This is a genomic window from Streptomyces sp. NPDC055189 (genome assembly GCF_053606765.1).
The window spans coordinates 1-22,141 of sequence record NZ_JBSGSG010000019.1 but is presented as its reverse complement, the minus strand read 5'-3'; the positions used below and the strand labels follow the sequence as shown (position 1 = coordinate 22,141).

Sequence of the window (22,141 nt, the reverse complement as noted above, 5' to 3'; positions counted from 1 at the left end):
CACCGCCGAGGACGAGCCATGTACGCCATACCGCTGACCGACGATGCCGAGCTCCGCACCCTTGAGCCCTGGCAGGACGCCGAGTTCCTGGCCCACATCGACCGGGCCCGCGCCCACACCGACCCGTGGATCCCCTGGGCGACGCGCTCCACCGATCTGGAGTCCGCCCGCGCCACCCTGCAGAACTACGCGGACAAGCAGGCCGCCGATGCCGGGCGCATCTACGGGATCTGGCGGGACGGCACGCTGATCGGCGGCGTGATGTTCGTGCAGTTCGACGCCAAGACCGGCAACTGCGAGATCGGCGTCTGGGCCGAGCCCGCGGGTGAGGGGCGCGGCCTGATCAGCGCCTCGGTCCGGCACCTGATCGCGTACGCCTTCGGTGAGCGCGGCATGCACCGCGTCGAGTGGTGGAACAGCGCCGGCAACACCCGCAGCCGGGCCGTCGCCCAGCGGATGGGCATGCACCTGGACGCCACCCTGCGCGAGCAGTCCCTGTACCGGGGGGTCCGCCACGACATGGAGGTCTGGTCGCTGCTGGCACACGAGTGGCAGGGCGAGCCGGACGCCGCGTGAGGTAACCGTCGCAGACGGCATCAGGTACCCGTCTCAGACCGCCGTGAGGCACCCGTCTCAGGCCGCGAGGCGTTCGACGAGCAGCAGTACGCCGATCACGATCATGGCGGCGCCCGAGACGCGGGTGACGGCGCGCGCGGCCGCGGGGCGCGCCCGCAGGATGGTGCGGGCAAGCACGCCCACGCACAGGTAGATCGCGGCGCAGCTGAGCGTGTGGACCAGGCCGAGCGTGCCGATCTGCGCGGCAAGGGGCCAGCCGCCGTGCGGGGCGGTGAACTGCGGCAGCAGGGCCAGGAAGAGCAGGAGCGCCTTGGGATTGAGGCCGCTGATCCCCACCCCCTTGAGGACCCTGGCCCCCACCGGCCCGCTCTCGGCGTCCTGCGCTCCGGTCCCGGCGACGGCGGGCCTGGCCAGTGTCGTGGCGCCGAGCCACACCAGGTAAAGGGCGCCCAGGACCGTCAGGGCGGTCAGGACGGACGGGGTGCGCGCCACGACGGCCGCCACTCCGGCGGCGACCACGGCGGTCAGGGCGAGGTAGCCGAGCAGCAGGCCGCTGACGGCGGGCACCACGGACCGGTCGCGGAGCCCTGCGTTGATCGCGTAGGCCCAGTCCGCTCCCGGCACGAGGATGAGCAGGACTGAGACCGCCCAGAAGGCGGTTATGGAACTGACGGCCACGACGTGCTTCTCCCTCTCAAACAGGTTCTGAGGAGGAGATTAGTTGCGATATGCCCGAAGGTGTTTCCAAGTATTGCCCATTACGACCGCTCTGGTGGCAGGATCTACCCCATGGATGATGTGGACCGGAAGATTCTTGCCGAGCTCCAGGACGACGGCCGTCTGACGGTGACGGAACTGGCGGCCCGCGTGCGGCTCAGCCTCTCGCCCTGCCACCGTCGGCTGCGCGAACTCGAACGCAGCGGTGCCATCCGCGGCTACCGCGCGATCCTGGACGCGGCCGCCGTGGGCCTGAGCTTCGAGGCGCTCGTCTTCGTCACCATGCGCCAGGAGGACCGCGACACCGTCGCCTCCTTCGAGCACGCCCTCGCGGAGATCCCCGAGATCCTGCAGGCCGAGCGCCTCTTCGGGGATCCCGACTATCTCGTACGTATCGTCAGCAAGGATCTGCCCGCCTTCCAGCGGCTCTACGACGACAAGCTCGCCACGCTGCCGGGCGTGCAGCGGCTGAGCTCCACGCTCGTCATGAAGCACGTGGTGAACGAGCGCGCCCTGCCGCTGTGAATGCCGGCGGTGTTCCACGGGGTCGAAGATGCCGAGAGGTCACCACTCGGCGAACGAGCCGTCCTCGTGCCGCCACACCGGGTTGTGCCAGTCCGCCTGGCTGTCGTCGGCCGCGCGCACCGCTTTCTCGTCGATCTCGATGCCGAGCCCCGGTCCGGTGGGGCGCAGCAGATGGCCCTGGTGGAAGCGGAAGACCTCGGTGTCCGCGAGGTAGGACAGGACGTCGGCGCCGGTGTTGTAGTGGATGCCGATCGACTGCTCCTGGATGAGGAAGTTGGGCACGCTGACGGCGATCTGCAGGCTGGCGGCCAGGGAGACGGGGCCCAGGGGGCAGTGCGGGGCGATGAGGGTGTCGAAGGTCTCGGCGAGCGAGGCGATGCGGCGGACCTCGGAGATGCCGCCCGCGTGGGACAGGTCGGGCTGCAGGACCGCGACCCCGGCCTGCAGGGCGGGCAGCACGTCCTGCCGCGAGAAGAGGCGCTCGCCGGTGGCGATCGGCACGGGCGAGGAGGCCACCAGGCCCGGCAGCAGGTGACCGTACTCCGGAAGGATCGGTTCCTCGACGAACATGGGGGCGAGCGGCGCCAGGTGGGGCAGCAACTGGCGGGCGTTCGCGGCGTGGAAACGGCCGTGGAAGTCCAGCGCGAAGTCCCGCCCGGAGCCGAGGACTTCGCGGGCCGCGGTGGCGCGGGTGACGATCTCGTCGATGTCGGCGACGGTGGCAAGGCGGTTCATGCGGCCGCTCGCGTTCATCTTGACCGCGGTGAAGCCCGCCTCGACCTGGGCGGTCACCTGCTCGGTGATGTGTGCGGGGCTGTCACCGCCCACCCAGCTGTAGGCGCGTACCCGCTCGCGGACCGGGCCGCCCAGAAGCACGTGCACCGGCACCCCGAGCCGCTTGCCCGCGATGTCCCACAGCGCCTGGTCGAGGCCGGCCACCGCGCTGGAGAGGACCGGGCCGCCCCGGTAGAAGGATCCCTTGGTCATCACCTGCCAGTGGTCCTCGATGCCGGAGGGGTCCTTGCCGATGAGGAGTTCGGACAGCTCCTCGACGGCCGTACGGACGGTGGCCGCGCGCCCCTCGACCACCGGCTCACCCCAGCCGACCACTCCCTCGTCGGTCTCCACGCGGCACAGCAGCCAGCGGGGCGGCACCGAGAACGTCTCGACACGGGTGACCTTCATGGCGTGAACCTCCTTGAGCGGCACGGCAGATGAGGGCTTGGGGGCGATGAGGGCTTGCGGGCGGCGGAGATCTCGGGGCGGCGTCGGGGGGCTGTCCCGGCTCAGGCGGACGTCTTGTACACGCTCCACCCGCCGTCCACCACGAGGCTGGCCCCGGTGACGAAGGACGCCTCGTCACTGAGCAGGAACGCCGCGCTCGCCGCGACCTCCTCCGGGCGCCCGAGCCGGCCCGCCGGGGTCTGTTCGATGCTGCGCGCCCGGTCGTCCGCGCCGATATCGTCCCAGGCACGGGTCAGGACGGGCCCCGGCAGGAGCGCGTTGACCCGTACGCCGGGCGCGTACTCCACCGCGAGCTGGCGTGCCAGGCCGGTCAGGCCCGCTTTCGCCGCCGCGTAGGCGGGACGGCCCGGCAGACCCATGACGGCGTGCACGGACGAGACCAGGACCACCGCGCCCCGCGTGGCGCGCAGGTCGTCCAGGCAGGCCCGTACGCCGAGGAACGCACCGGTGAGCATGACCGACAGCTGCCGGTTCCAGTCCTCCGGCTGGATGGCGTCGGCCGCGCCGCCGCGCACGGTGTAGGCGTTGCTGAGCAACCCGGAGACCGGCCCGAAGCGGTCGCGGGCGACCTCCACCGTCCGCGCCCATGCTTCCTCTTCAACCACATCACACACCTCGAACACCGCACGCCCGCCGTCCTGACGGATGGCCTCCGCGGTGCGCTCGCCCTCTTCGGCGTCCACATCGGCGATCACCACCCCGGCGCCTTCGGCCGCGAGCCGCCGGGCCGTCGCCGCGCCGATCCCGTGGGCTCCCCCGCTCACCACCACACAACGCCCGCCGAACCGCTGCCCGGAATCCACCGACTCACCACTCACAGACAACTCCCGCCCTCGCTACCGGCACACACGGCAACAGACATCCCCCGCACGCCATTAACCATCACCCGACATGCCGCCGCCAACACCCGATCACCCCCGAATCATGTCGGGCGGGGCTCTGTCCGTGCCGCGTCCTCAGGTCGCGTCCCCCGCCCTCAGCTCGCGGCGAGGTCGATGGTGAACGTCACGCGGTCGAGTCCGGGGCCGTCGTAGTCGGGCTTCACCGCCGAGGCCGTGAAACCGAGACGGGTGTGGAAGGACCGCGACGCGGTGTTCTGCGGGCTGGTGATGCAGTGCACGTAACGGCGGCCGTGTGATTCGGCGAGGGCGAAGAAGGCCCGGTAGAGGGAGCGTCCGATGCCCTGTCCGTGCAGTTGCGGGTCGACGCCGACGAAGTGCACGTAGGCGGCGTCGGGTTCGCTCTGCGACAGGAAACCGACCAGGAAGGCCGAGAGCTGGCCTCCGTCGCGCTCGATCACATAGCTGGTGGTGGTGAAGTGCTGGAAGTAGAGGCGGGGCAGGAGTAGCGCACGCTCCAACGCGCCCGCCTGTCCTTTCAGGCCGCCCCACCACGTGTCCGTCACCGCGAGCACCCGCTGATGGTCGTCCTCGACAAGGTGTCGTGCCGTCAGTCCACCGGGAAGGTCGTCGATCATCGGCGAAGTCTGTCATCGGGACCGGCCACGCCGCTACGCCAATTCTCGGTACCGGCCAGTATCGGGCGTGTTCTACGTTGGCTCACGTGAGCGTTCGGGAGCGGACCTATCGGTATGTGGGGCCGGCCGATCTGAAGGCCGCGATCCGGCCCGGCAGCGGTGGCCGCCGGATCGGCTCGACGGCTGACTTCGGCGGCTGGGTCGCCGAGCAGTCCGCGGCGGAGCTGGCGGAGCCTTTCACCTTTGTCGTCGGCACTGATGGCGTGCTGCGGCTGGCGCCGCGCCGGAGCGAGCATGTGGCCTGCGCCGAGGGCGAGTCGGTCCTGAGCGCGGGCGAGATCGGCTTCACCCGCGAGGCGGACCGCTGGGTCGTGGACGACGTCAGCAACCAGTCGACCGGCTACTGCCCGGACGTCAGCTCATGGCCGTCGGTGTGCCGGGCCCTCGACCGTGCGGGGCTCGGACGGCCGTCCGGCTTTACGCACGAGGTGGTGTTCCGGCGTTGTCCCGGCTGCCGGGAGCACAACATCGTGCGCGAGGCCGACTTCGTCTGTGTCTTCTGCGGCGGTGATCTGCCCGGCGTATGGAATGTGGATCACTGACGGCATCCCACACGGCACAAGCCAGGTCGGCCTACTGAACGCTCAAGCGGTGCGGGTGGCCGGGCTCGGCGGGGCAGGCGAAAATGTTCATCTCGCCGGCGCGGCCCACGACGACCCGGGTGGGCAGGGCGGCCGGGTGCGGGTGCAAGTCCGCTTGTTCCAGCGGTTTCCAGCTTCCGCTGCCGCCGTCCCACTCGCAGCTGTCGATGGTCAGCAGCAGCTCCATGGGGGTGGCGCAGGTCAGGCAGTTCATGGCGGACGGGTCGGTCGTGTGCCATGAGGCGAAGCCGCCGACGCGCCAGCCGGGCGGGATCGACAGGTCGTACTGATAGCGGATCAGGTCATCCGCGTCCTCGTCCTCCAGCTCCTCGGCCGCTTCGTCATGGGCGTCCTCCCTGGCGTAGATCCGCTCGCACAGGTCCTCGGGCAGAAGCCCCGCGAAGGGGTAGGTGACCACCTGCTCCGGGTGCAGCACACAGGGCTCGGGCACGTAACCTTCCGCGCCGACGACCTGAGGCTGCGGCGGCGAGGCCAGCACCTCGCCGACCTCCGCCGACCTGCGCCAGCGCAGGTGAAGCAGCAGTTCGCACCTGTAGCGCCCGTGCGCGTCGAACGGGCAGCAGAACACCTGCAGCAGGTCCGAGCCGACCGGACCGGCCGGCAGGTCGGGGATGTCCCGCCGGTGGAGCTGCGCAAGGCCGATCATCGGGAGCGGATCGGTGTCGGAGACACCGGGGATGCGATGTCTGCGGCGCAATTCGTCCAGGAGCAGGCGTTCTTCCTCCGTGGGGCCCGAGTGCGGTGCCCGGTCCCACGCGTCGGCCAGCACCTGTCGGGCGCGGTGGATGTCCGCAGGACGCAGGCCGCTCCCGCGCTTGTGGGCCTCGGTGCACACCGGCCACGGCTCGTCCGCCGGCCACAGCATCGGCCCGCCCACGGAACTGGCCGTCACGTCCGGGGCTCCCGGCTTCGGGTGCAGTCGGGTGGTGGTGCCCCGGTACGCGGCGAGTTCGGGGAAGAGTGACTCGACGTCCAGTGGCCGCGGCGGTGTGGTCCTCGTCATGGGGTCGACCCTAGACATCAGGGGGTGTCACCGGCTCAGCGCCCCTGTGCCTCCGTACCCTCTTGTCCCCGGGCCCCCTTGCCCCTGAAGCCCTGACCGGCATCGAGGGTGTTGTCCGCTGCGACAGCGGGCAACACACGCCCCGTCAGGTCCACGTGCGATGGCACCGAGTCCCCAACCCTCTCCCGTACGGCGGGAGTACGGAGACCACCACCGGGGTGATTCGCCGTCACCGGGGCGGATCCGTCGCAGCAGCCGACCTCGGCGTACCGCTTTTCGATGTCGCCGCTCCGGGTCGAGTCCGGCGCGGGCTGCCGGCCCTGGCCCTTGTTGCCCTGACCCTTGTTGCCCTCTCCTCTGCGCCCCGGCCTCTGCTCCTTGGGCGATGACGGCTCGCAGGCCGAGCCGGTACAGGCGTCGCCCTCCCCGCGCGGGGAGTCGGGGCCGCTCTTCGCGGAGGGGCCGCCCTTGCCGTCGATCGACCGGGGCCCGCGAGCCGTGGTCGGGGAGTCGAGCATCCATCGCTCTTTCGCGGCTCCGTCACGGACTTTGACCAGCACATCCGCACCCTTGCGCAAGGAGGAGGGCACGACCGCCAGTCCTTCGTGCCATCGGGGGAGCAACTCCCCCAGCACGGTCAGGTCGTAGCGCACCTCATCGGCATGCGCGGCCGAGGGCGCCGCACACGCACCGAGGGCGAGCACGCCGTCGTCCGCGCCGGAATCCAGGCAGAGGTCGGGGCGGGTGACGCTGCTCAGCAGCCCGTTCTCCTCGTACGACCACTGCTGGCTCGCCTTGGCCGAACACTTGGCCAGCTTCGTCCCGGCATCGGGCTTCACCTTGCCGCCCCGGACGTCGAGGCACAGGTCCGCTGCCGTGTTGCGCAGCCTGCCCCGGTCGGAACTGCCGGGATATTCCGTGTCGGTGGGAGGGGAAGAGCCCGCGGGCGGCTCATCGGTATCCGCGCCCGGGCCCGCGTGATGGCCTCCGGCCATGCCGGTGGGTGGCACAGATCCGCCGTCGCCGCCGTCGCCCGGCGCGAGAGTGATGACGAGCAGGGTCGCGAGCAGGGCGGCTGACCCCAGGACCGCTCCGGTGCGCAGCGCCCGTGAGCGCGTCCGCGCGGAGGCGAGCGGACCGGCGCCCGGCAGAGGGGTGTGCGACGCGGGACGGTGGCGTCCGCCGCCGCCCGAGTGTCTGCCGCCGTGTCCGGCTCCTCCGCCGCGCTTCGCGGGACCTGCGCCACGCTTCGCCGAACCTCCGCGCCCCGGACGCGACTCCAGGTAGCGACGCACGCCCCAGCCGAGTACCGCTTCGGCCAGAAGAGTGCCGAGGCGGCTTTCGCAATGGCTGAGCTGGTCGGCCACGTCTCGGCAGTGGCGGCATTCCGTCAGATGCTGCTGGAGGTCGCGCAGCAAGCCACCGCCACGGCGCATCGCGACATCGAGGAGCCGATTGTAAAGAGAGCATTCTTTGGTCGGCGCGAGTTCCCGGTGAGCGCGGACGATGCCTGCCCGGAATTGTTCACGCGCCTGGTCGAGGGTGTCGGCCGCGACGTCGGCGCTCAAGCCCGACAAACCGGCGGGTATGGATATGTGCTCGGCCTCGACCTCGGTGTGCCACAACAGGCATTGGGCGAGTGCCGGAAGCGCCCAGAAGGAGCGCGCGGCGAGTTGCCGCTTTTCGGGCGTCATGGAGGTCGCCGCCCGCATGCCGCGACCGCCGGTCGGTTTGCGGAGTTCCGGCATGAAGGCGGATATGCGGTCGTCGACGGTCCACCCCCTGACCGTCTCCCGGACGGTCACAAGGAGGTACGGACGAAGGGCACCGCCCGGCTCGCCGCGCGCCAGCTGTCCGAGCATCTGGTGGAAGGACGCCGTGGCGACCATCGAGGCCGAACTCGTCCGCGAGGCCAGGCAGATGGCCGCGTAGTCGTGCGTCGACTGCCAGTGCCGCGCGAGCAGGAGCGCGACGGGCCGGCCCGGCTCCCCCTCCGGCACGCCCCGCAGTCGGGCGGCGAGACTCAGATCGGATTCTGCGGGATCGGCACCGGGATGAGGAGGGTGGGTCGGGCGTGGGGGGTGCGGGGATTGCACGGATCCTTTTCCTTCCAAGCCGAAAGGCGGCACACGGAAAACGCACCCACCGAAAAGCGGGCGACTGATTGGTGCATACCTAGGACTCGCCGGGGCGGAAAAACGCATCAGCAAACCGCGAACTGTCCGCATACGACCGGCGGAAGACCTTGTGGGTCGACCGGACGAGATCCCGGACAAGAAAAGCGGGCTTGACCATTGCCTCGGCGCGAGGAAGCTCACCCTGGCACAGCCGACTCACAGGAAACAAGAAGTTCGAGTGACTTGCATTCGACACCGGGGAGGAACCGTGGCGTTACCGCCAGTACTCGCACCCGCTTTCGAAAGCTACCGCGTCACATCCTCAACGAGCAGCACACGCGACTCCGTTGAGCTCGCCGTGGCGCGGGTCACGCCAGGGTGACCCGCATGCCGCCCCCGGCCAGGACATCGAGGACTTCGGCGAACAGGTCGTAGGCATCACCCTCCGGCGTCAGCCCGCGGGACAGGTGCCGGCGGACGGTCACGGCGTCCCGCCAGAGCAGGGTCGCGGGGGCGGTGTAGCCGAAGGTGCCGCGCAGGCAGTCGTCGAGGGCCGCCAGGCAGCCGCCGAAGTAGCCGCCGGGCCCGTTCACCGCCTCGCCGAGCGCGAGGTAGAGGCTCGGTTCGTCGGTGATGTGCCTGCCGTCGAGTTCGTAGGCATGCCCGGCGGGCCGGTCGTGGCGAGGGCGTCGGCAGCCGCGCTCGCGGACGAGATCGAGCCAGGCTCCGCGGCGCCGGGCGTCCAGGGCGGCCCAGGCGCCCGGGCTGTCCGGCGGCCCGGCGAACCACCGCTCCCAGAGGGGACGGGCGTGATCGGGCACGGGCGGGTGGAGCTCCACACCGAGCTCCAGGTCGATCAAGTTCTTCCCGTAGGCGGAGGGTCGCCAGGCCCTGACTTCGGTCCAGAAGGTCCGTTCGGCAAGCAACTCGCCCTGGTCGTCGCGTATTTCGAGAGCCACTTCCGCCAGGTCCAGCGCCCGTCGAGTGCCCTTCGCCAGGGCCGTCCGCAACAGATCACTGGGGAGGAGCCCACGCAGTACGAGCGGGGGCGGCTTGCGTTCGGACGGCAGCACGAGGGTGAACTCCCGGCAGGAGCCCAGCCACCGGTGGCCGTCGTGCACTCGTACGGAACCCCTGTATCCCTCGGGCGGGCCTTCGTAGTCGTCCAGGCCGGTGAGTACGAGGCTGTGCGCACCGGGGGATCGCCCCGGGCTCTCCGCGTCCTCGATGAGCCAGGCGTCGAGCGGCTCGTCGTCCGGCACGAGCCACACCCGGCTGCCGACCCAGCCCTGCACCGCGCCGTCTTCCGGGACCCAGCCGAAGAGTTCGTACGTCCCTCGCCGGGGCTCCCCGAACAGTCCGTCCGCCTCGGCGCACACGCCCAGGACCTGGTCGTGCTCCGTTTCCGTCAGCGTGTACCGCCCGTACCCGCGAGAGTCGCTGTCCCCATGCACGGCCGAAATCATGCCCGGCCCGGGCCTTCGCCGCGAAGCTCTTTTCCAACGGGCCCGTACGCAGAGCTGTTGGGCTCAGGCGTCGCCCGCGAGCTGATCGCGCTGGATCTCACGGGCGAGGGCGCGGCGCACGGAGGCCGAACCGGTGACGCTGACCTTCGCGGGAATGTCGAGGCGGCGGCTGATCTCGTCGTACGCACCCCGGTAGCTGCCCGGCAGTTGTGCCTGATGCTGCCTGAAGTCCTCTTCGAGCAGGCGCCGCAGCTCGTCGGCGTTCTGGGGGGTGAAGCGCTTCCTTCCCCGGCTGAGGGCGTCGACGCAGCGGGTGCAGTGGGCGCTGCCGTCCAGGGCCTCGGAGACCATCTCGGCCAGGCCCCACAGGCGTCCTTCGAGCCAAGGGATGTCCCGCTGGTCGAGGTGAAGCTCCATCGGCGGCGGCAGGTCGACCGCCTTGTACTTCGTCATCTGCTTGGACACGGCCGGCTGGCTCATGTCCGCCAGTTCGGCGATCTTGTCCTGCGTCCAGCCGAACCCGGCGAACAGCTTGATCATTTCCGCGCGCAGCTTCCGCATCTCCTCGCCCGCGCGGATGACCTCGTTCATCCCGGCAAGCATCCGCGCGGCCTGCCCCTCGGTCAGTGCCCCGGAGTTCTGGCGCGTGTCCTCTGTACCTGCCATGGCTCGGTTATACAGGTCTGCACTCCCGTCGTCATAACCGGGTTGTATAACCAGGTTATGACTGCCAGGATCCGGGGCATGCCCACCTACCGCACGTACTCCGCATCTGACGGAACCCGACTCTCCTACCGCCTCCACGGCGACGGCGCCCCGCTCGTCTGCATCCCCGGCGGCCCGGCGGACTCCCGCTACCTCGGCGACCTCGGCGGCCTGTCCGCGCACCGGCGGCTGATCGTCCCGGACACCCGCGGCACCGGACGGTCCACGATCCCCGCGGACCCCGCCACCTACCGGTGCGACCGCCTCGTCGAGGACGTCGAAACCCTGCGCCGGCACCTCGGACTCCCCCGGATGGACCTGCTCGCTCACTCCGGCGGCGCGAACATCGCGGCCCAGTACGCGGCTCGCCACCCGCACCGCGTCAGCAAGCTCGCCCTGATCAGCCCCGGGACCCGGGCCGTCGGTATCGAGATCACCGGTGAGACGCGACGTGAGCTGGTGCGGTTGCGGAAGAACGAGCCGTGGTTCCCGCCCGCCTTCGCCGCACTGGAGGCGATAACCGAGGGCACCGGCACGGACTGGGAGGCCATAAGCCCCTTCTTCTACGGCCGGTGGGACACCGCTGCCCGCCGCCACTGTGCGGCGAGCCGGCCGGGCAACGAGGAAGCCGTCGCCGGTTTCGCGGCAGAGGGCGCCTTCGACCCGGCAGCCACACGTGCCGGGCTCGCGCGCTGTGAGGTACCCGTGCTGCTGCACACCGGGGAGTTCGACGTGAACAGTCCCCCTGAGCCGGTGGCCGAGTTCGCGGCGCTCTTCCCGGACGCCACCTGCGTGGTGCAGGCGGCAGCGGGCCACTATCCCTGGCTCGACGACGCCGAACGGTTCACGGCCAGCACCGCGGCGTTTCTGGGGTAGGCCCCGCAGTCGCGGCCCGCCCCCGGACGCATCCGGCCATACGTCGGACGTGCGCATGTGTGACCGGCTGAATTCGGGTCAGATGGGGATCATGACGCGTTTCGCAGCGGTCGGCCTGCTGATGGCCTGCGCAGTGGGCAGTGTGCTTCTGGCCCTCCTGGTGTCCCCGTGGTGGTGGTTCGCCGGGGCTCCTTTCGTGGCCGCGGCCCTGACCGGCACGTACGACCTCGTCCAGCGACGGCACTCCGTATTGCGGAACTACCCCGTGCTCGGCCATCTGCGGTTCCTCATGGAAAAGCTGCGCCCGGAGCTGCAGCAGTACTTCGTGGAGCGCAACTACGACGGCAGGCCCTACGACCGCGACACCCGCAGCATCGTCTACGAACGCGCCAAGGGCGTCGCCGCCGAGGAGCCGTTCGGCAGCGAACGCGACATGGACGAACGCGGCTACGAGTTCCTCGTGCCGTCCATGGCGCCGGCGAAAGTGCCCGAGGAGCCGCCCCGCGTCCGCATCGGCGGCCCCGACTGCACCAAGCCGTACGACATGGCTCTCCTCAACGTCTCGGCGATGAGCTTCGGCGCGCTGTCCTCCAACGCCATCGTGGCGCTGAACACGGGCGCGGCCCGCGGCGCCTTCGCCCATGACACCGGCGAGGGCGGCCTGTCCGAGTACCACCTGCGGCCCGGCGGTGACCTCATCTGGGAGATCGGCACCGGCTACTTCGGCTGCCGCACCCGTGACGGGGATTTCGACGCGCGGCAGTTCGCCGAGAAGGCCGCCCACCCCGCCGTGCGCTGTGTGTCGCTCAAGCTGTCGCAGGGCGCGAAACCGGGCATCGGAGGCGTCCTGCCCGGCAGCAAGGTCAACGCCGAGATCGCCTCGGTCCGAGGCGTGCCCGAAGGCGAGACGGTCGTCTCTCCCCCCTACCACCGCGTCTTCTCCACCCCTCGCGAGCTCGTCCTCTTCCTGGCCCGGATGCGGGAACTGGCGGACGGCAAACCGGTGGGCTTCAAGCTGTGTCCCGGCTCCCGAACCCAGTTCCTTGCCGTGTGCAAGGCCATGGCGGCGGAAGGAGTCACCCCTGACTTCATCGTGGTGGACGGCGCGGAGGGCGGCACGGGCGCGGCTCCGCTCGAGTTCGCCGATCACGTGGGCATGCCGCTCACCGAGGGACTCATCATGGTGCACAGTGCGCTGACCGGCGCGGGGCTGCGCGACCGTATCCGCCTGGGTGCGAGCGGCAAGGTGGCGACGGGCTCCGACATCGTCAAGCGCCTCGTCATGGGCGCCGACTACACCAATGCGGCCCGCGCGATGATGTTCGCCGTCGGCTGCATCCAGGCCCAGCGCTGCCACACCAACCACTGCCCGACCGGCGTCACCACCCAGGATCCGCACCGTGCCCGTGCCCTGGACGTCGTGGACAAGGCCGCCCGCGTCGAGCGCTTCCAGCGGAACACCGTCCAGAGCGCGCTGCAGATCCTGGCCGCGATGGGCGTAAGCAGCGCCGCGGACCTCAGCCCGCGTCTGCTGCGCCGCCGCGAGGACCACGGCCGCTTCCGCTCCTACGCCGAGCTGTACGAGTGGCTCTCCCCCGGCGAACTGCTCGCCGCACCGCCCGGCAGCTGGGCCGCCGACTGGCATGCGGCCGATCCGGACACCTTCGCCCCCTGACGGCCACTCCCCTGTCCTCCGTACGCACAGACAACCCGTACGCACAGACACTCCCGTACGCACCGATCCTCCGAGAGGAACCCCCTGATGTCCCGCACTGTTGCCCGCGTCGTGATCGACGGCCTGGAAGAACTCGGAGTGAGCCATGTGTTCGGCGTGGTGGGGGATGCGCTGAACCCCCTCACCGACGCCATCCGCGACACCGAGTCCGTCGAATGGGTGGGCTGCCGCCACGAGGAGGCCGCGGCTTTCGCCGCCGGCGCCCAGTCCCAGCTCACCGACACCCTCGGGGTCTGCATGGGCACCGTGGGGCCCGGCTCCGTGCACCTGCTCAACGGGTTGTACGACGCCGCCAAGAGCGGAACCCCGGTGCTCGCCATCGCCGGCCAGGTGCCGCTGGCCGAGGTGGGTACCGACTACTTCCAGGAGGTCGACAACGACCTCCTCTTCCGTGACGTCGCCGTCTTCCGCGCCACCGTCACTTCCCCGGAGCAGATGCCGGGCCTGCTCGAGATCGCCGTACGCAACGCGATCGGGCGGCGCGGCGTCGCCGTCCTGACGATCCCGGGCGACATCGGCGGCAAGGAACTGCCGGACGACCGGCCGTCCCGGCTCTCCGTCGTCGGCTCGGCCAACCGGCCCGACGACCCGGCCCTCGACGAGGCGGCCACCGCCCTCTCCGACGGAGGCAAGGTCACCATGCTCGTCGGGCGCGGGGCGCGCGGATCTCGCGAGGAGGTCCTTGCCCTCGCGGAGCGCCTTGCCGCGCCCATGGTGCTCACGCTCAAGGCGAAGGAGGGCTTCGAGGGCGACAACCCCTACCAGGTCGGCCAGACGGGCCTGATCGGCAACCCGGCCGCCTCGCACGCCATGGACCACGCCGACACGCTGCTGCTGCTCGGCACCGACTTTCCCTACCGGGAGTGGTATCCGCAGGGCAAGAAGGTCGTCCAGGTCGACCGGGTCGCCGAGCACATCGGGCGGCGCGTCCCGGTCGACGTGCCCCTTGCCGCGGACGTCGGGCCCACGGTGCGCGGGCTCCTCGAACGTCTGGAGCGGCGGACCGAGCGCAAGCATCTGGACGAGGCGCGGGAGAAGTTCACCAAGTGGCAGGAGGGGCAGCAGCGGCTTGCCGCGCCGGGGCACGACCGCGGCCTGATCGGCAAGGTGCGCTCCGCCTTCGACAACCGCGATCACCTGGTACGTCCGGAAGCGCTGGCCGCGGCGGTGGATGCCCTGGCGGCCGACGATGCCGTGTTCACCTCGGACACCGGCATGGCCACCGTGTGGCTCTCGCGCTTCGTCGAGATGCGCGGCTCACGCCGGCTGCTCGGCTCGTACAACCTGGGCTCGATGGCCAACGCGATGCCGCAGGCGATCGGCGCGCAGCTTCTGGACGCCGACCGGCAGGTCGTCGCCTTCTGCGGCGACGGCGGGCTCGGGATGCTCCTTGGCGACCTGATGACCATCCGCAGCCTGCAGCTGCCGGTCAAGCTCGTCGTCTTCGACAACCAGCGGCTCGGGATGGTCAAGCTGGAGCAGGAGCAAGCGGGCCTTCCGGAGTTCGGCACCGAACTCGACAACCCGGATTTCGCCGCGGTCGCCGAGGCCCTTGGCATCACCGGCATTCGGGTGAGCCGCGCGGAGGATCTCGCCGAGGGCGTCGGCAAGGCCTTCGCCACGCCGGGCCCCGTCCTCCTTGACGTCCTCACCAACCCCGAGGAGATCGCCGTGCCGGGCAAGCCGACCGTCCAGCAGGGCTGGGGATTCGCCATCGCCAAGATCCGCGAGAACCTCACCAGTCCCGGCAGCCGCTGAGCGGCCGGGCGCAGGAAACGGAAGCGCTCACCACGTATTGACGGCGCCAAGTCGGGCACCCGGTGCCTGTCCGGCGAAAGATCCGCACAAAAACGGCAGACGCGGACGGCAGGACCACGCGGGCGGAAGGGTGCGAACAAATGGCCACACTGGCACAAAAGCCGCAAGATGGACTCGACACCGGCACGCCGCCGAATCCGCCGAGCCGGCGACGGACCACCGCTGCCCAGCCCCTTGCGGCGCAGAGCACACCACCCACCGAAAGGCACTCGTAAACCATGAGCGACGTGACAGGTAAGGCGACCACCACGGACGCCGGTGCTCCGGTCGAGAGCGACGAACACTCGCTCACCGTCGGCGCCGGTGGGCCGATCCTCCTGCAGGACTCCTATCTGATCGAACAGATGGCGCAGTTCAACCGGGAGCGGATTCCCGAGCGGCAGCCGCACGCCAAAGGCAGCGGCGCCTTCGGCCACTTCGAGGTCACACAGGACGTCAGCGCGTACACGAAAGCCGCCCTCTTCCAGCCGGGTACGCGGACCGACCTGGTGGCACGGTTCTCCACCGTGGCCGGCGAGCGCGGCAGCCCGGACACCTGGCGCGACCCGCGCGGATTCGCGGTGAAGTTCTACACCACCGAGGGCAACTACGACATGGTCGGGAACAACACCCCGGTCTTCTTCGTGAAGGACCCCATGAAGTTCCAGCACTTCATCCGGTCCCAGAAACGCCGGGCGGACAACAACCTCCGCGACCACGACATGCAGTGGGACTTCTGGACCCTCTCGCCCGAGTCGGCGCACCAGGTCACCTGGCTGATGGGCGACCGGGGCATCCCGCGCTCCTGGCGCCACATGAACGGCTACACCTCGCACACGTACATGTGGATCAACGCACAGGGCGAGCGGTTCTGGGTGAAGTACCACTTCAAGACCGACCAGGGCGTCGAGCACTTCACCCAGCACGAGGGTGACCAGATGGCCGCGGCCGACACGGACTACCACACACGGGATCTCTTCGAGCACATCCGTGACGGGGAGTACCCCAGCTGGACGCTGCACGTGCAGGTCATGCCGTACGACGATGCGGCGACCTACCGCTTCAACCCCTTCGACCTGACCAAGGTGTGGCCGCATGCGGACTACCCGCTGATCGAGGTCGGCAAGATGACCCTGGACCGCAACCCCACGGACAACCACGCCGAGATCGAGCAGGCGGCGTTCCAGCCGAACAACCTGGTCCCCGGCATCGGCCCGAGCCCCGACCGCATGCTCCTCGCGCGGCTGTTCTCCTACGCCGACGCGCACCGCCACCGCATCGGCGGCAACTACCAGCAGCTGCCGGTCAACGCTCCCGTCGCGCCCTTGCGCACGTACTCCAAAGACGGAGCCATGGCCTACAACAAGACCGAGGATCCGGTCTACGCACCGAACTCCAAGGGCGGCCCGGCAGCCGACACCAGCCGCTATGCCCCGCCGAGTTGGTACGCGGACGGTGACATCACCCGCGCCGCCTACGTCGACCACGCCGAGGACGACGACTGGGGCCAGGCGGGCACCATGGTCCGCGAGGTCCTCGACGACGCGGCGCGCGACCGTCTCGTGGACAACGTCGTGGGACACCTGCTCAACGACGTGAGCGAGCCCGTGCTCGTCAGGGCCTTCGAGTACTGGTCCAACGTCGACAAGTCCATCGGTGAGCGCATTCAGCAGGGAGTGCGCGCCAAGGCGGGCGAGAAGGACCCCAAGGCCGGCGAGCAGGCCAACCCGGCCCGCAGCAGCATGCAGCACAAGGCCTGAGCACCCGCACCTGAAGGCCTGAGCCACCCCCACCTGTCGGCCGCCGCCCGCGCAAGGGCAGCGGCCGACAGGCGTGCCGTGCCGCAGCCGCCCGCAGCCCCCTGCGAAGGCAGCCCCGGTGGTGTCTACGCTGATCCCACCGTCCAACGACCGTGCGGGCCGTCGAAGGAGAGCGCGTGGCAGATCAGGCACAGTACGAACCGGCGAGCCCCGAAGCGCAGGAGCGCATCCGCGTGAACGGCGCCGCGAGTTGAGCCCGCAGCCGCTGCCGTCCTGGCTGACCTGGCGGCAGCGGCCGTTTCCCGACGCCAACCTGCTTCTGCTGCACGGACGCCGACCGGCCCTGGTCGACAGCGGTTTCGTCGGCCACGCCGCACAGACGGCCGACTGGGCACGTGCGCACGCCGGCTCCGTCGACCTGGTCGTGAACACCCACTGGCACTCCGACCACGTGGGCGGCAACGCCCTTCTGCAGGCGGGTGGTTCGGGCATCGCGGCCGGGGCTCCGGAAGCCGAGGCCATCGAGCGCAGGGATCCCGGCTGCTGTCTGGCCGAGTATCTCGACCAGCCGGTCGCGCCGTACGCGGTCGACGTGCCGCTCGACGACGGGCAGATCCTGCGGCTCGGCGACGCGGACTGGGAGATCGTCCGCACGCCGGGCCACACCCCCGGCCACCTCGCGCTGTGGCAGCCGGAGGAGCGCCTGCTCGTGGTCGGGGACGCGCTGTCGGACTACGACGTCGGCTGGGTGAACCTCGCCCTCGACGGACCCGACGCGGCGGCCACCGCGCTGATGTCCCTGAAGCGGATGGCCGACCTCGCCCCGCGCGTGATCCTCCCCTCGCACGGCCCCGTTCCCGCGGATCCCGGCGAGGCCTTCGACACGGCTTTCCGCCGTGCCCGGCGCCTCGTCGAGGATCCGGCCGGCGCCGTCTGGTACGGCGCACGGCGGATCTTCGCGTTCGCCCTGATGATCCGCGGCGGCATGCCCGCCGGCGAGGTCGAGTCCTACCTGCTCGCGCGGGCATGGCTGACCGACGCCGCACGGCTCCTGGCCCGCACACCCGAGGCTCTCGCCGCCGAACTGGTCGACACGATGCTTCGCAAGCGCGCCGTCGTCCTGCGCGAGGGACGCCTGCACGCCGCCGCCGAACACACCCCGGTCACGGCGGAATCAATGCGGGTTCCCTACCCTCGCGCGTGGCCGGCCCGGCAGCCGAGCGGTCCTAGTTCCACGGGTCGCTGAACGAGCGGCCGGGCACCGGCTTGGCGATGAGCGCGACGGCGATGAAGAAGCTGACCTGTCCGATCGCGAACATCAGGGTGCTCAGCGCCGTGGGCTCATAGTGTTCCGCCGCCCGCGCGTACAGCTCGTCGGAGACCCTCTCGCCGTGTGTGGACGGCTGCAGGACGGCCTCCGTCAGCGCCAGCGCGGCACGCTCGGCCTCGGTGAAATACGGAGAGTCCTGCCATGAGGACACCGACGTGATGCGCTCCTCCGATTCCCCGGCCTTGCGCAGGAAGCCCGTGTGCAGAACGGTCAGGTAGGTGCTGGCGACGATCTGGCCCGCCCGCAGCTGGAGCAGACTGATCGTGGAACGGGGCACCGAACCGTTGCCGGTTACCTTGAACAGGGCCGCCGACACCGCTGCCAGCTCGGGAACGAGCTCGGCGGGGTCCTCGCTCATCCGCGGACCCATCGGAACCGGCGCCGTGATCGAACGTGTTTCCATTGCTGTCTCCTCAGAGCTTTTGTGATGCTGTCACTGCTCTGACGGATCGCGACGGGAAGATGTGACCGCGGGCGGCCCAGCGGTTTCCGGCCTGCCGGCCCAAGGCCTCGATCCGTGCCGACCCAAGGCCTCGATCACGCCTCAGGCGCAGCGAATTCGCACCAGACGGCCTTGCCCTCGCCGCGCGGCTCGACTCCCCAGCGCGTCGTGACCGCCTCCACCAGGAGCAGTCCGCGTCCGGAGGTGGCGGTCTCCACCGGGGAACCCCTGCGGGGGCGGGTACTGGAGCGGTCCTTCACCCAGAGGCGGACACGGCGGGGCGGTCCGGTGAGCACCTCCAGGGTGAGGATGGCGCCCCCGTCGGTGTGGACCAGGGCATTGACGAGGAGTTCGCCCGCCGCCACCTCGACGTCGTCGGCGACCGCCCCCAGGCCCCACAACGCGAGGTGTTCCCGCAGCGCCGCCCGTGCGTCGGCGAGTCCTTCGGGGTCGGCCTGGTGGACATAGCGATGGATGCGCGGCTCCTGGAGCGTGCCGGGGTCGGGCAGGCGGCGCAGGACCAGGAGCGCCACGTCGTCGCTGCTGCCCCAGCGCTCCCACAGCGCGCGAGAGAGATGGTCCGCCAGCTCCCCGGCCCCCTCGGGGCCTGCGGCAAGGACCTCGGCGAGGTTCTGGATCCCGGTGTCGAGATCGAGACTTGCGTCCTCCACCAGGCCGTCCGTGCACAGCACCAGGGTCTCGCCGGGCACGAGATCGAGCCGTACCTCGGGGTAGTCCTCCATGCCGAACTCGGTGGCAAGACCCAGCGGCAGGCCGCCGGGCACCCGCGGCACGCCCACCCGGCCGTCCACATGCCGTACCAACGGCGGCAGATGTCCGGCCCGTACGGCGCGCACGATGCCGGTGGCGGGGTCGAACTGGGCGTAGGTGCAGGTGGCGAACCGCTCGGTGTCCAGCTCGGCCAGGAAACGGGAGGTGCGCGAGAGCACCGTCGCGGGCGCGTGCCCCTCACCGGCGAAGGCCCGCAGGGCGATGCGCAGCTGCCCCATGATGGCCGCGGCGTGGGTGTCGTGTCCCTGTACGTCGCCCACGACCACGCCGATGCGCCCGCGGGGCAGGGTGATGACGTCGTAGAAGTCGCCTCCGACCTCACGACCGCCCCAGGCGGCGTGATAGCGCACGGCGACCTCGGAGTCCGCGACGTCGGGGATGCCCCGCGGCAACATCGTGGCCTGCAGACTCTTGGCCAGGTCGCGTTCCTCGTCGAAGAGCATGGCGCGTTGCAGCGACTGGGCGACGATGCCGGAAAGACCGATGCACAGGTTGCGGTCCGCGTCGGTGAATTCCTTCCGGCCGCGGTAGAACAGCGCGAGCCCGCCAATGGCGCGGTCCTGCGCGACCAGTGGCAGGAAAGCCGCCGAGTCGAGCTTCATGTGCTCGATGTAGGGCCCCAGGCGGGTGAAGCGGCTGCCGAGATCGGGCAGCGAGCCCACGAAGCGGGGCTGCCGGGTCAGGACGGCCTCGGCCAGCGGCAGCTTTTCGTCGACCTTGTGCAGCTTGAGTTCGTCGAGGGCCTGCATCGTCTGGCCCACCAGGGCGATCAGCTTCAGGTCCTCCCCGTCGACCAGGCCGAGGACAAGGCCGTCGGCGGCGAACCGGTCCAGGCCGCTCGCGCCGGACAGCACGGCCACCACGTCGTCGACCGTGACGGCCCGGGAGAGGGCTTCCGTGGTGCCCTGCACCATGAGGGCGATGCCCTGCCGGCGCTCCTCTCGCGGATCGGTGGCCGCCAGCTCCGTCCCGTCGTTCGCGGCCGTCCGTATGATTCCCACGACGCGCACGGGCCGGCCCGCGTCGTCGCGTCGGACGTGCCCCCGCGCATGGCTGAGATGCATCGACCTGTCGCGGTGGCGGACACGGAAGTAGACGCCGTAGAGGTCGGCACCGGTGGTGCACGCTTCCGTGACGGCGTAGGTGATGCGCACCATCTCATCGGCAGGCACGCTTCGATCCAGTGAGGCCACCAGGCCGTGGAACTCGTCGGGGCGCAGGTCGAGCACCGCGAGAGCACCGGCGTCGAGAGTGAGCTCACCGCTGTCCAGGTCCCAGTCGAAGCTGCCCATACCGGTCAGGAGCAGGCGCTGTTCCAGGTCGATGTGTGACTTCTTGGCTGACGTCATGGCTGTCTCCGTATGCCGCTCGGTCACCATAAGCGCCAGGCGTCCCGGGCGCGCGGTCTCGTACTCGCACAAAAAGTGAGCACCGGCGTTCCGGTGATCTGTGTGAGCAAAGGGGTAACCGGGTGTTTCCGCGGCCCGGAAGGCCGGGGAACGAGCGGAGGGCGCAGGCGCGCCCCCGGAGAGGAGCAGACGTGGTGAGGGGCAGCAGAACCATGGCGGCCGCGGTAGCCGGGATGGCATTAGTGGCCCTGGCCGGGTGCGGCGGCGACGATTCGGACGGCAAGAGCAAGCCGTTCGAGGGCAAGAGCGCCGATCAGATCGCCGCTGACGCGGTCAAGGCGACCAAGGCGGCCGACTCGATGCACATGAAGGGCACCATGCAGCAGTCGGGTGCCCCGATGACCATCGACCTGTCGGTGGACAAGAGCAAGAACTGTGACGGCTCCATCGAGGCGGAGGGTGCGTCCGCCGATGTGCGCAACACCAAGGGGACGTTCTATCTGCGGGGCGACGAGAAGTACTGGACGGCCGCGCTCAAGGGCCAGCCCGGCAGCGACAAGATCGTGCCGAAGGTGGCGGACAAGTGGGTGAAGGCACCCGCTGACGACGCGACGACGAAGAACATGTGCGACAAGCAGGCGCTCATGGCCGAATTGGACAAGGACAAGTCCGAGCGCAAAGGCATGAAGAAGGGCTCGACGGCGACCGTCGACGGCACCGAGGCGATCCGGCTGACGAAGAAGACGTCCGGCGGCGAGACCATGACGCTGTACGTCGCCACCGAGGGCAAGCCGTACATCCTGCGGTCGAAGACGACCGGCGGCAAGGCCCCCAACACCACCACCTTCAGCGACTACGGCAAGTCGGTCAGCCCGCAGGAGCCCGCGGCCGACGAGACCGTCGACCTCAAGAAGCTCGCCGCGGCCGGTGCGAAGGCCTGACGCCCGCGCAGTGCTGTGACGCCTTCGCATGGTCCGCGCGCGAAGGGGTACCGGAGGCGGAGGTCAGCTTCCGCCGAAGGTTGCACCGGCCCGGACAGTCCGCGGCCACTCCCCCGTCCAGAAAGAGGTGCGTATGTCCGCGTCCCTGCTCGAGTCCGTCGACATCAAGGCGCCGGTTTCCGTCGCCTGGGAGTTGTGGAGCGACGTGACACGGTGGCCCTCCTTCCTCAGTCACGTGCGTCTTGTCGAGCCGATGGACGAGCGCCGATTCGCATGGCAGCTGGAACTGCCCGGCGCGGAGAAGAACTTCGTCGCCGAGCTCACCGAAGTGTTGCCCGGGAACCGGATCGCCTGGCACACCGTCGAGGGGGTGGATCACGCGGGTGTGGTGACCTTTCACCGCCTCAGCGACACCGCCAGCCGGGTGACGCTCCAGATCGAGTACGACCCCAAGGGCTTCGTGGAGCACCTCGGCGCGCTCACCAATCTCGACTCCACCCTGGCCAACTACGACCTGGGTGAGTTCCAGAAGCTCGCCGAGAAGACGGCGCAGCAAGCCCTCTCCTGAACCCTGAGAAGGGGGACCAGAAACACAACGCACCACGGCGTCGCGCCCGCTTCCACAG

At 70.1% G+C, this 22,141-nt stretch carries 20 protein-coding genes; 10 read left to right on the top strand and 10 right to left on the bottom strand.

The window, feature by feature from the left end:
* Window positions 1–18: 18 nt before the first annotated feature.
* A complete protein-coding gene (locus ACWFR3_RS16815; protein WP_453735320.1) occupies window positions 19–576 on the top strand; it encodes a GNAT family N-acetyltransferase in 558 nt (185 codons plus the stop codon).
* 57 nt (window positions 577–633) lie between these two features.
* Here ACWFR3_RS16815 and ACWFR3_RS16810 read toward each other — a convergent pair whose 3' ends face one another.
* On the bottom strand, window positions 634–1,254 hold the full coding sequence (locus ACWFR3_RS16810) for a LysE family translocator (protein ID WP_453735319.1): 621 nt from the start codon (window positions 1,252–1,254) through the stop codon (window positions 634–636).
* A 111-nt stretch (window positions 1,255–1,365) separates the two neighbouring features.
* On the opposite strand from ACWFR3_RS16810, the gene ACWFR3_RS16805 reads away from it, so the two are divergent.
* Window positions 1,366–1,818 carry an Lrp/AsnC family transcriptional regulator gene (locus ACWFR3_RS16805; protein WP_453735318.1) on the top strand — a complete coding sequence of 151 codons (453 nt, stop codon included), beginning with the start codon at window positions 1,366–1,368 and terminating at the stop codon, window positions 1,816–1,818.
* Window positions 1,819–1,857: 39 nt separating this feature from the next.
* Here ACWFR3_RS16805 and dgoD read toward each other — a convergent pair whose 3' ends face one another.
* From dgoD to ACWFR3_RS16790, 3 genes are all read right to left on the bottom strand, one after another.
* Window positions 1,858–3,003 (bottom strand): galactonate dehydratase, encoded by a 1,146-nt coding sequence (gene dgoD, locus ACWFR3_RS16800; RefSeq protein ID WP_453735317.1) that lies wholly within the window; start codon window positions 3,001–3,003, stop codon window positions 1,858–1,860.
* A 101-nt stretch (window positions 3,004–3,104) separates the two neighbouring features.
* Window positions 3,105–3,881, bottom strand: coding sequence for an SDR family NAD(P)-dependent oxidoreductase (locus ACWFR3_RS16795; protein WP_453735316.1), 777 nt, complete (start codon window positions 3,879–3,881; stop codon window positions 3,105–3,107).
* A 158-nt stretch (window positions 3,882–4,039) separates the two neighbouring features.
* Window positions 4,040–4,540 carry an N-acetyltransferase family protein gene (locus tag ACWFR3_RS16790; protein WP_453735315.1) on the bottom strand — a complete coding sequence of 167 codons (501 nt, stop codon included), beginning with the start codon at window positions 4,538–4,540 and terminating at the stop codon, window positions 4,040–4,042.
* A gap of 86 nt (window positions 4,541–4,626) precedes the next feature.
* On the opposite strand from ACWFR3_RS16790, the gene ACWFR3_RS16785 reads away from it, so the two are divergent.
* Complete coding sequence (locus tag ACWFR3_RS16785; protein ID WP_453735314.1) at window positions 4,627–5,142, top strand: hypothetical protein; 516 nt, start codon at window positions 4,627–4,629, stop codon at window positions 5,140–5,142.
* A 31-nt stretch (window positions 5,143–5,173) separates the two neighbouring features.
* On the opposite strand, the gene ACWFR3_RS16780 is transcribed toward ACWFR3_RS16785, so the two are convergent.
* The 4 genes from ACWFR3_RS16780 to ACWFR3_RS16765 all read right to left on the bottom strand — a co-directional run bounded on the left by ACWFR3_RS16780 (window position 5,174) and on the right by ACWFR3_RS16765 (window position 10,454).
* On the bottom strand, window positions 5,174–6,205 hold the full coding sequence (locus ACWFR3_RS16780; protein WP_453735313.1) for a hypothetical protein: 1,032 nt from the start codon (window positions 6,203–6,205) through the stop codon (window positions 5,174–5,176).
* Between the two features lie 35 nt (window positions 6,206–6,240).
* A complete protein-coding gene (locus ACWFR3_RS16775; RefSeq protein WP_453735312.1) occupies window positions 6,241–8,205 on the bottom strand; it encodes a ricin-type beta-trefoil lectin domain protein in 1,965 nt (654 codons plus the stop codon).
* Window positions 8,206–8,690: 485 nt separating this feature from the next.
* A complete protein-coding gene (locus ACWFR3_RS16770; RefSeq protein WP_453735311.1) occupies window positions 8,691–9,788 on the bottom strand; it encodes a barstar family protein in 1,098 nt (365 codons plus the stop codon).
* A gap of 63 nt (window positions 9,789–9,851) precedes the next feature.
* A complete protein-coding gene (locus ACWFR3_RS16765; RefSeq protein WP_453735310.1) occupies window positions 9,852–10,454 on the bottom strand; it encodes a sigma-70 family RNA polymerase sigma factor in 603 nt (200 codons plus the stop codon).
* Window positions 10,455–10,511: 57 nt separating this feature from the next.
* On the opposite strand from ACWFR3_RS16765, the gene ACWFR3_RS16760 reads away from it, so the two are divergent.
* The 5 genes from ACWFR3_RS16760 to ACWFR3_RS16740 all read left to right on the top strand — a co-directional run bounded on the left by ACWFR3_RS16760 (window position 10,512) and on the right by ACWFR3_RS16740 (window position 17,907).
* On the top strand, window positions 10,512–11,369 hold the full coding sequence (locus ACWFR3_RS16760) for an alpha/beta fold hydrolase (protein ID WP_453735309.1): 858 nt from the start codon (window positions 10,512–10,514) through the stop codon (window positions 11,367–11,369).
* A gap of 91 nt (window positions 11,370–11,460) precedes the next feature.
* Entirely contained in the window at window positions 11,461–13,044 is a 1,584-nt protein-coding gene (locus ACWFR3_RS16755; protein ID WP_453735308.1) for an FMN-binding glutamate synthase family protein, read from the top strand.
* Between the two features lie 87 nt (window positions 13,045–13,131).
* Window positions 13,132–14,862: a thiamine pyrophosphate-dependent enzyme gene (locus ACWFR3_RS16750; RefSeq protein WP_453735307.1), complete on the top strand. Its 1,731-nt coding sequence runs from the start codon at window positions 13,132–13,134 to the stop codon at window positions 14,860–14,862.
* A 278-nt stretch (window positions 14,863–15,140) separates the two neighbouring features.
* Complete coding sequence (locus ACWFR3_RS16745; RefSeq protein ID WP_453735306.1) at window positions 15,141–16,661, top strand: catalase; 1,521 nt, start codon at window positions 15,141–15,143, stop codon at window positions 16,659–16,661.
* Window positions 16,662–16,911: 250 nt separating this feature from the next.
* On the top strand, window positions 16,912–17,907 hold the full coding sequence (locus ACWFR3_RS16740; RefSeq protein ID WP_453735305.1) for an MBL fold metallo-hydrolase: 996 nt from the start codon (window positions 16,912–16,914) through the stop codon (window positions 17,905–17,907).
* Here the strand turns inward: ACWFR3_RS16740 and ACWFR3_RS16735 are convergent.
* Both ACWFR3_RS16735 and ACWFR3_RS16730 read right to left on the bottom strand, forming a co-directional pair.
* Entirely contained in the window at window positions 17,888–18,394 is a 507-nt protein-coding gene (locus ACWFR3_RS16735; RefSeq protein WP_453735304.1) for a carboxymuconolactone decarboxylase family protein, read from the bottom strand. The genes ACWFR3_RS16740 and ACWFR3_RS16735 overlap by 20 nt on opposite strands.
* A 134-nt stretch (window positions 18,395–18,528) precedes the next feature.
* Window positions 18,529–20,574 (bottom strand): SpoIIE family protein phosphatase, encoded by a 2,046-nt coding sequence (locus tag ACWFR3_RS16730; RefSeq protein WP_453735303.1) that lies wholly within the window; start codon window positions 20,572–20,574, stop codon window positions 18,529–18,531.
* A 194-nt stretch (window positions 20,575–20,768) separates the two neighbouring features.
* On the opposite strand from ACWFR3_RS16730, the gene ACWFR3_RS16725 reads away from it, so the two are divergent.
* Together ACWFR3_RS16725 and ACWFR3_RS16720 are read left to right on the top strand one after the other, a co-directional pair.
* Window positions 20,769–21,515, top strand: coding sequence for a hypothetical protein (locus ACWFR3_RS16725; protein WP_453735302.1), 747 nt, complete (start codon window positions 20,769–20,771; stop codon window positions 21,513–21,515).
* Window positions 21,516–21,648: 133 nt separating this feature from the next.
* Window positions 21,649–22,083, top strand: a complete 435-nt coding sequence (locus ACWFR3_RS16720; RefSeq protein ID WP_453735301.1) for an SRPBCC family protein — start codon at window positions 21,649–21,651, stop codon at window positions 22,081–22,083.
* Window positions 22,084–22,141: the final 58 nt, after the last annotated feature.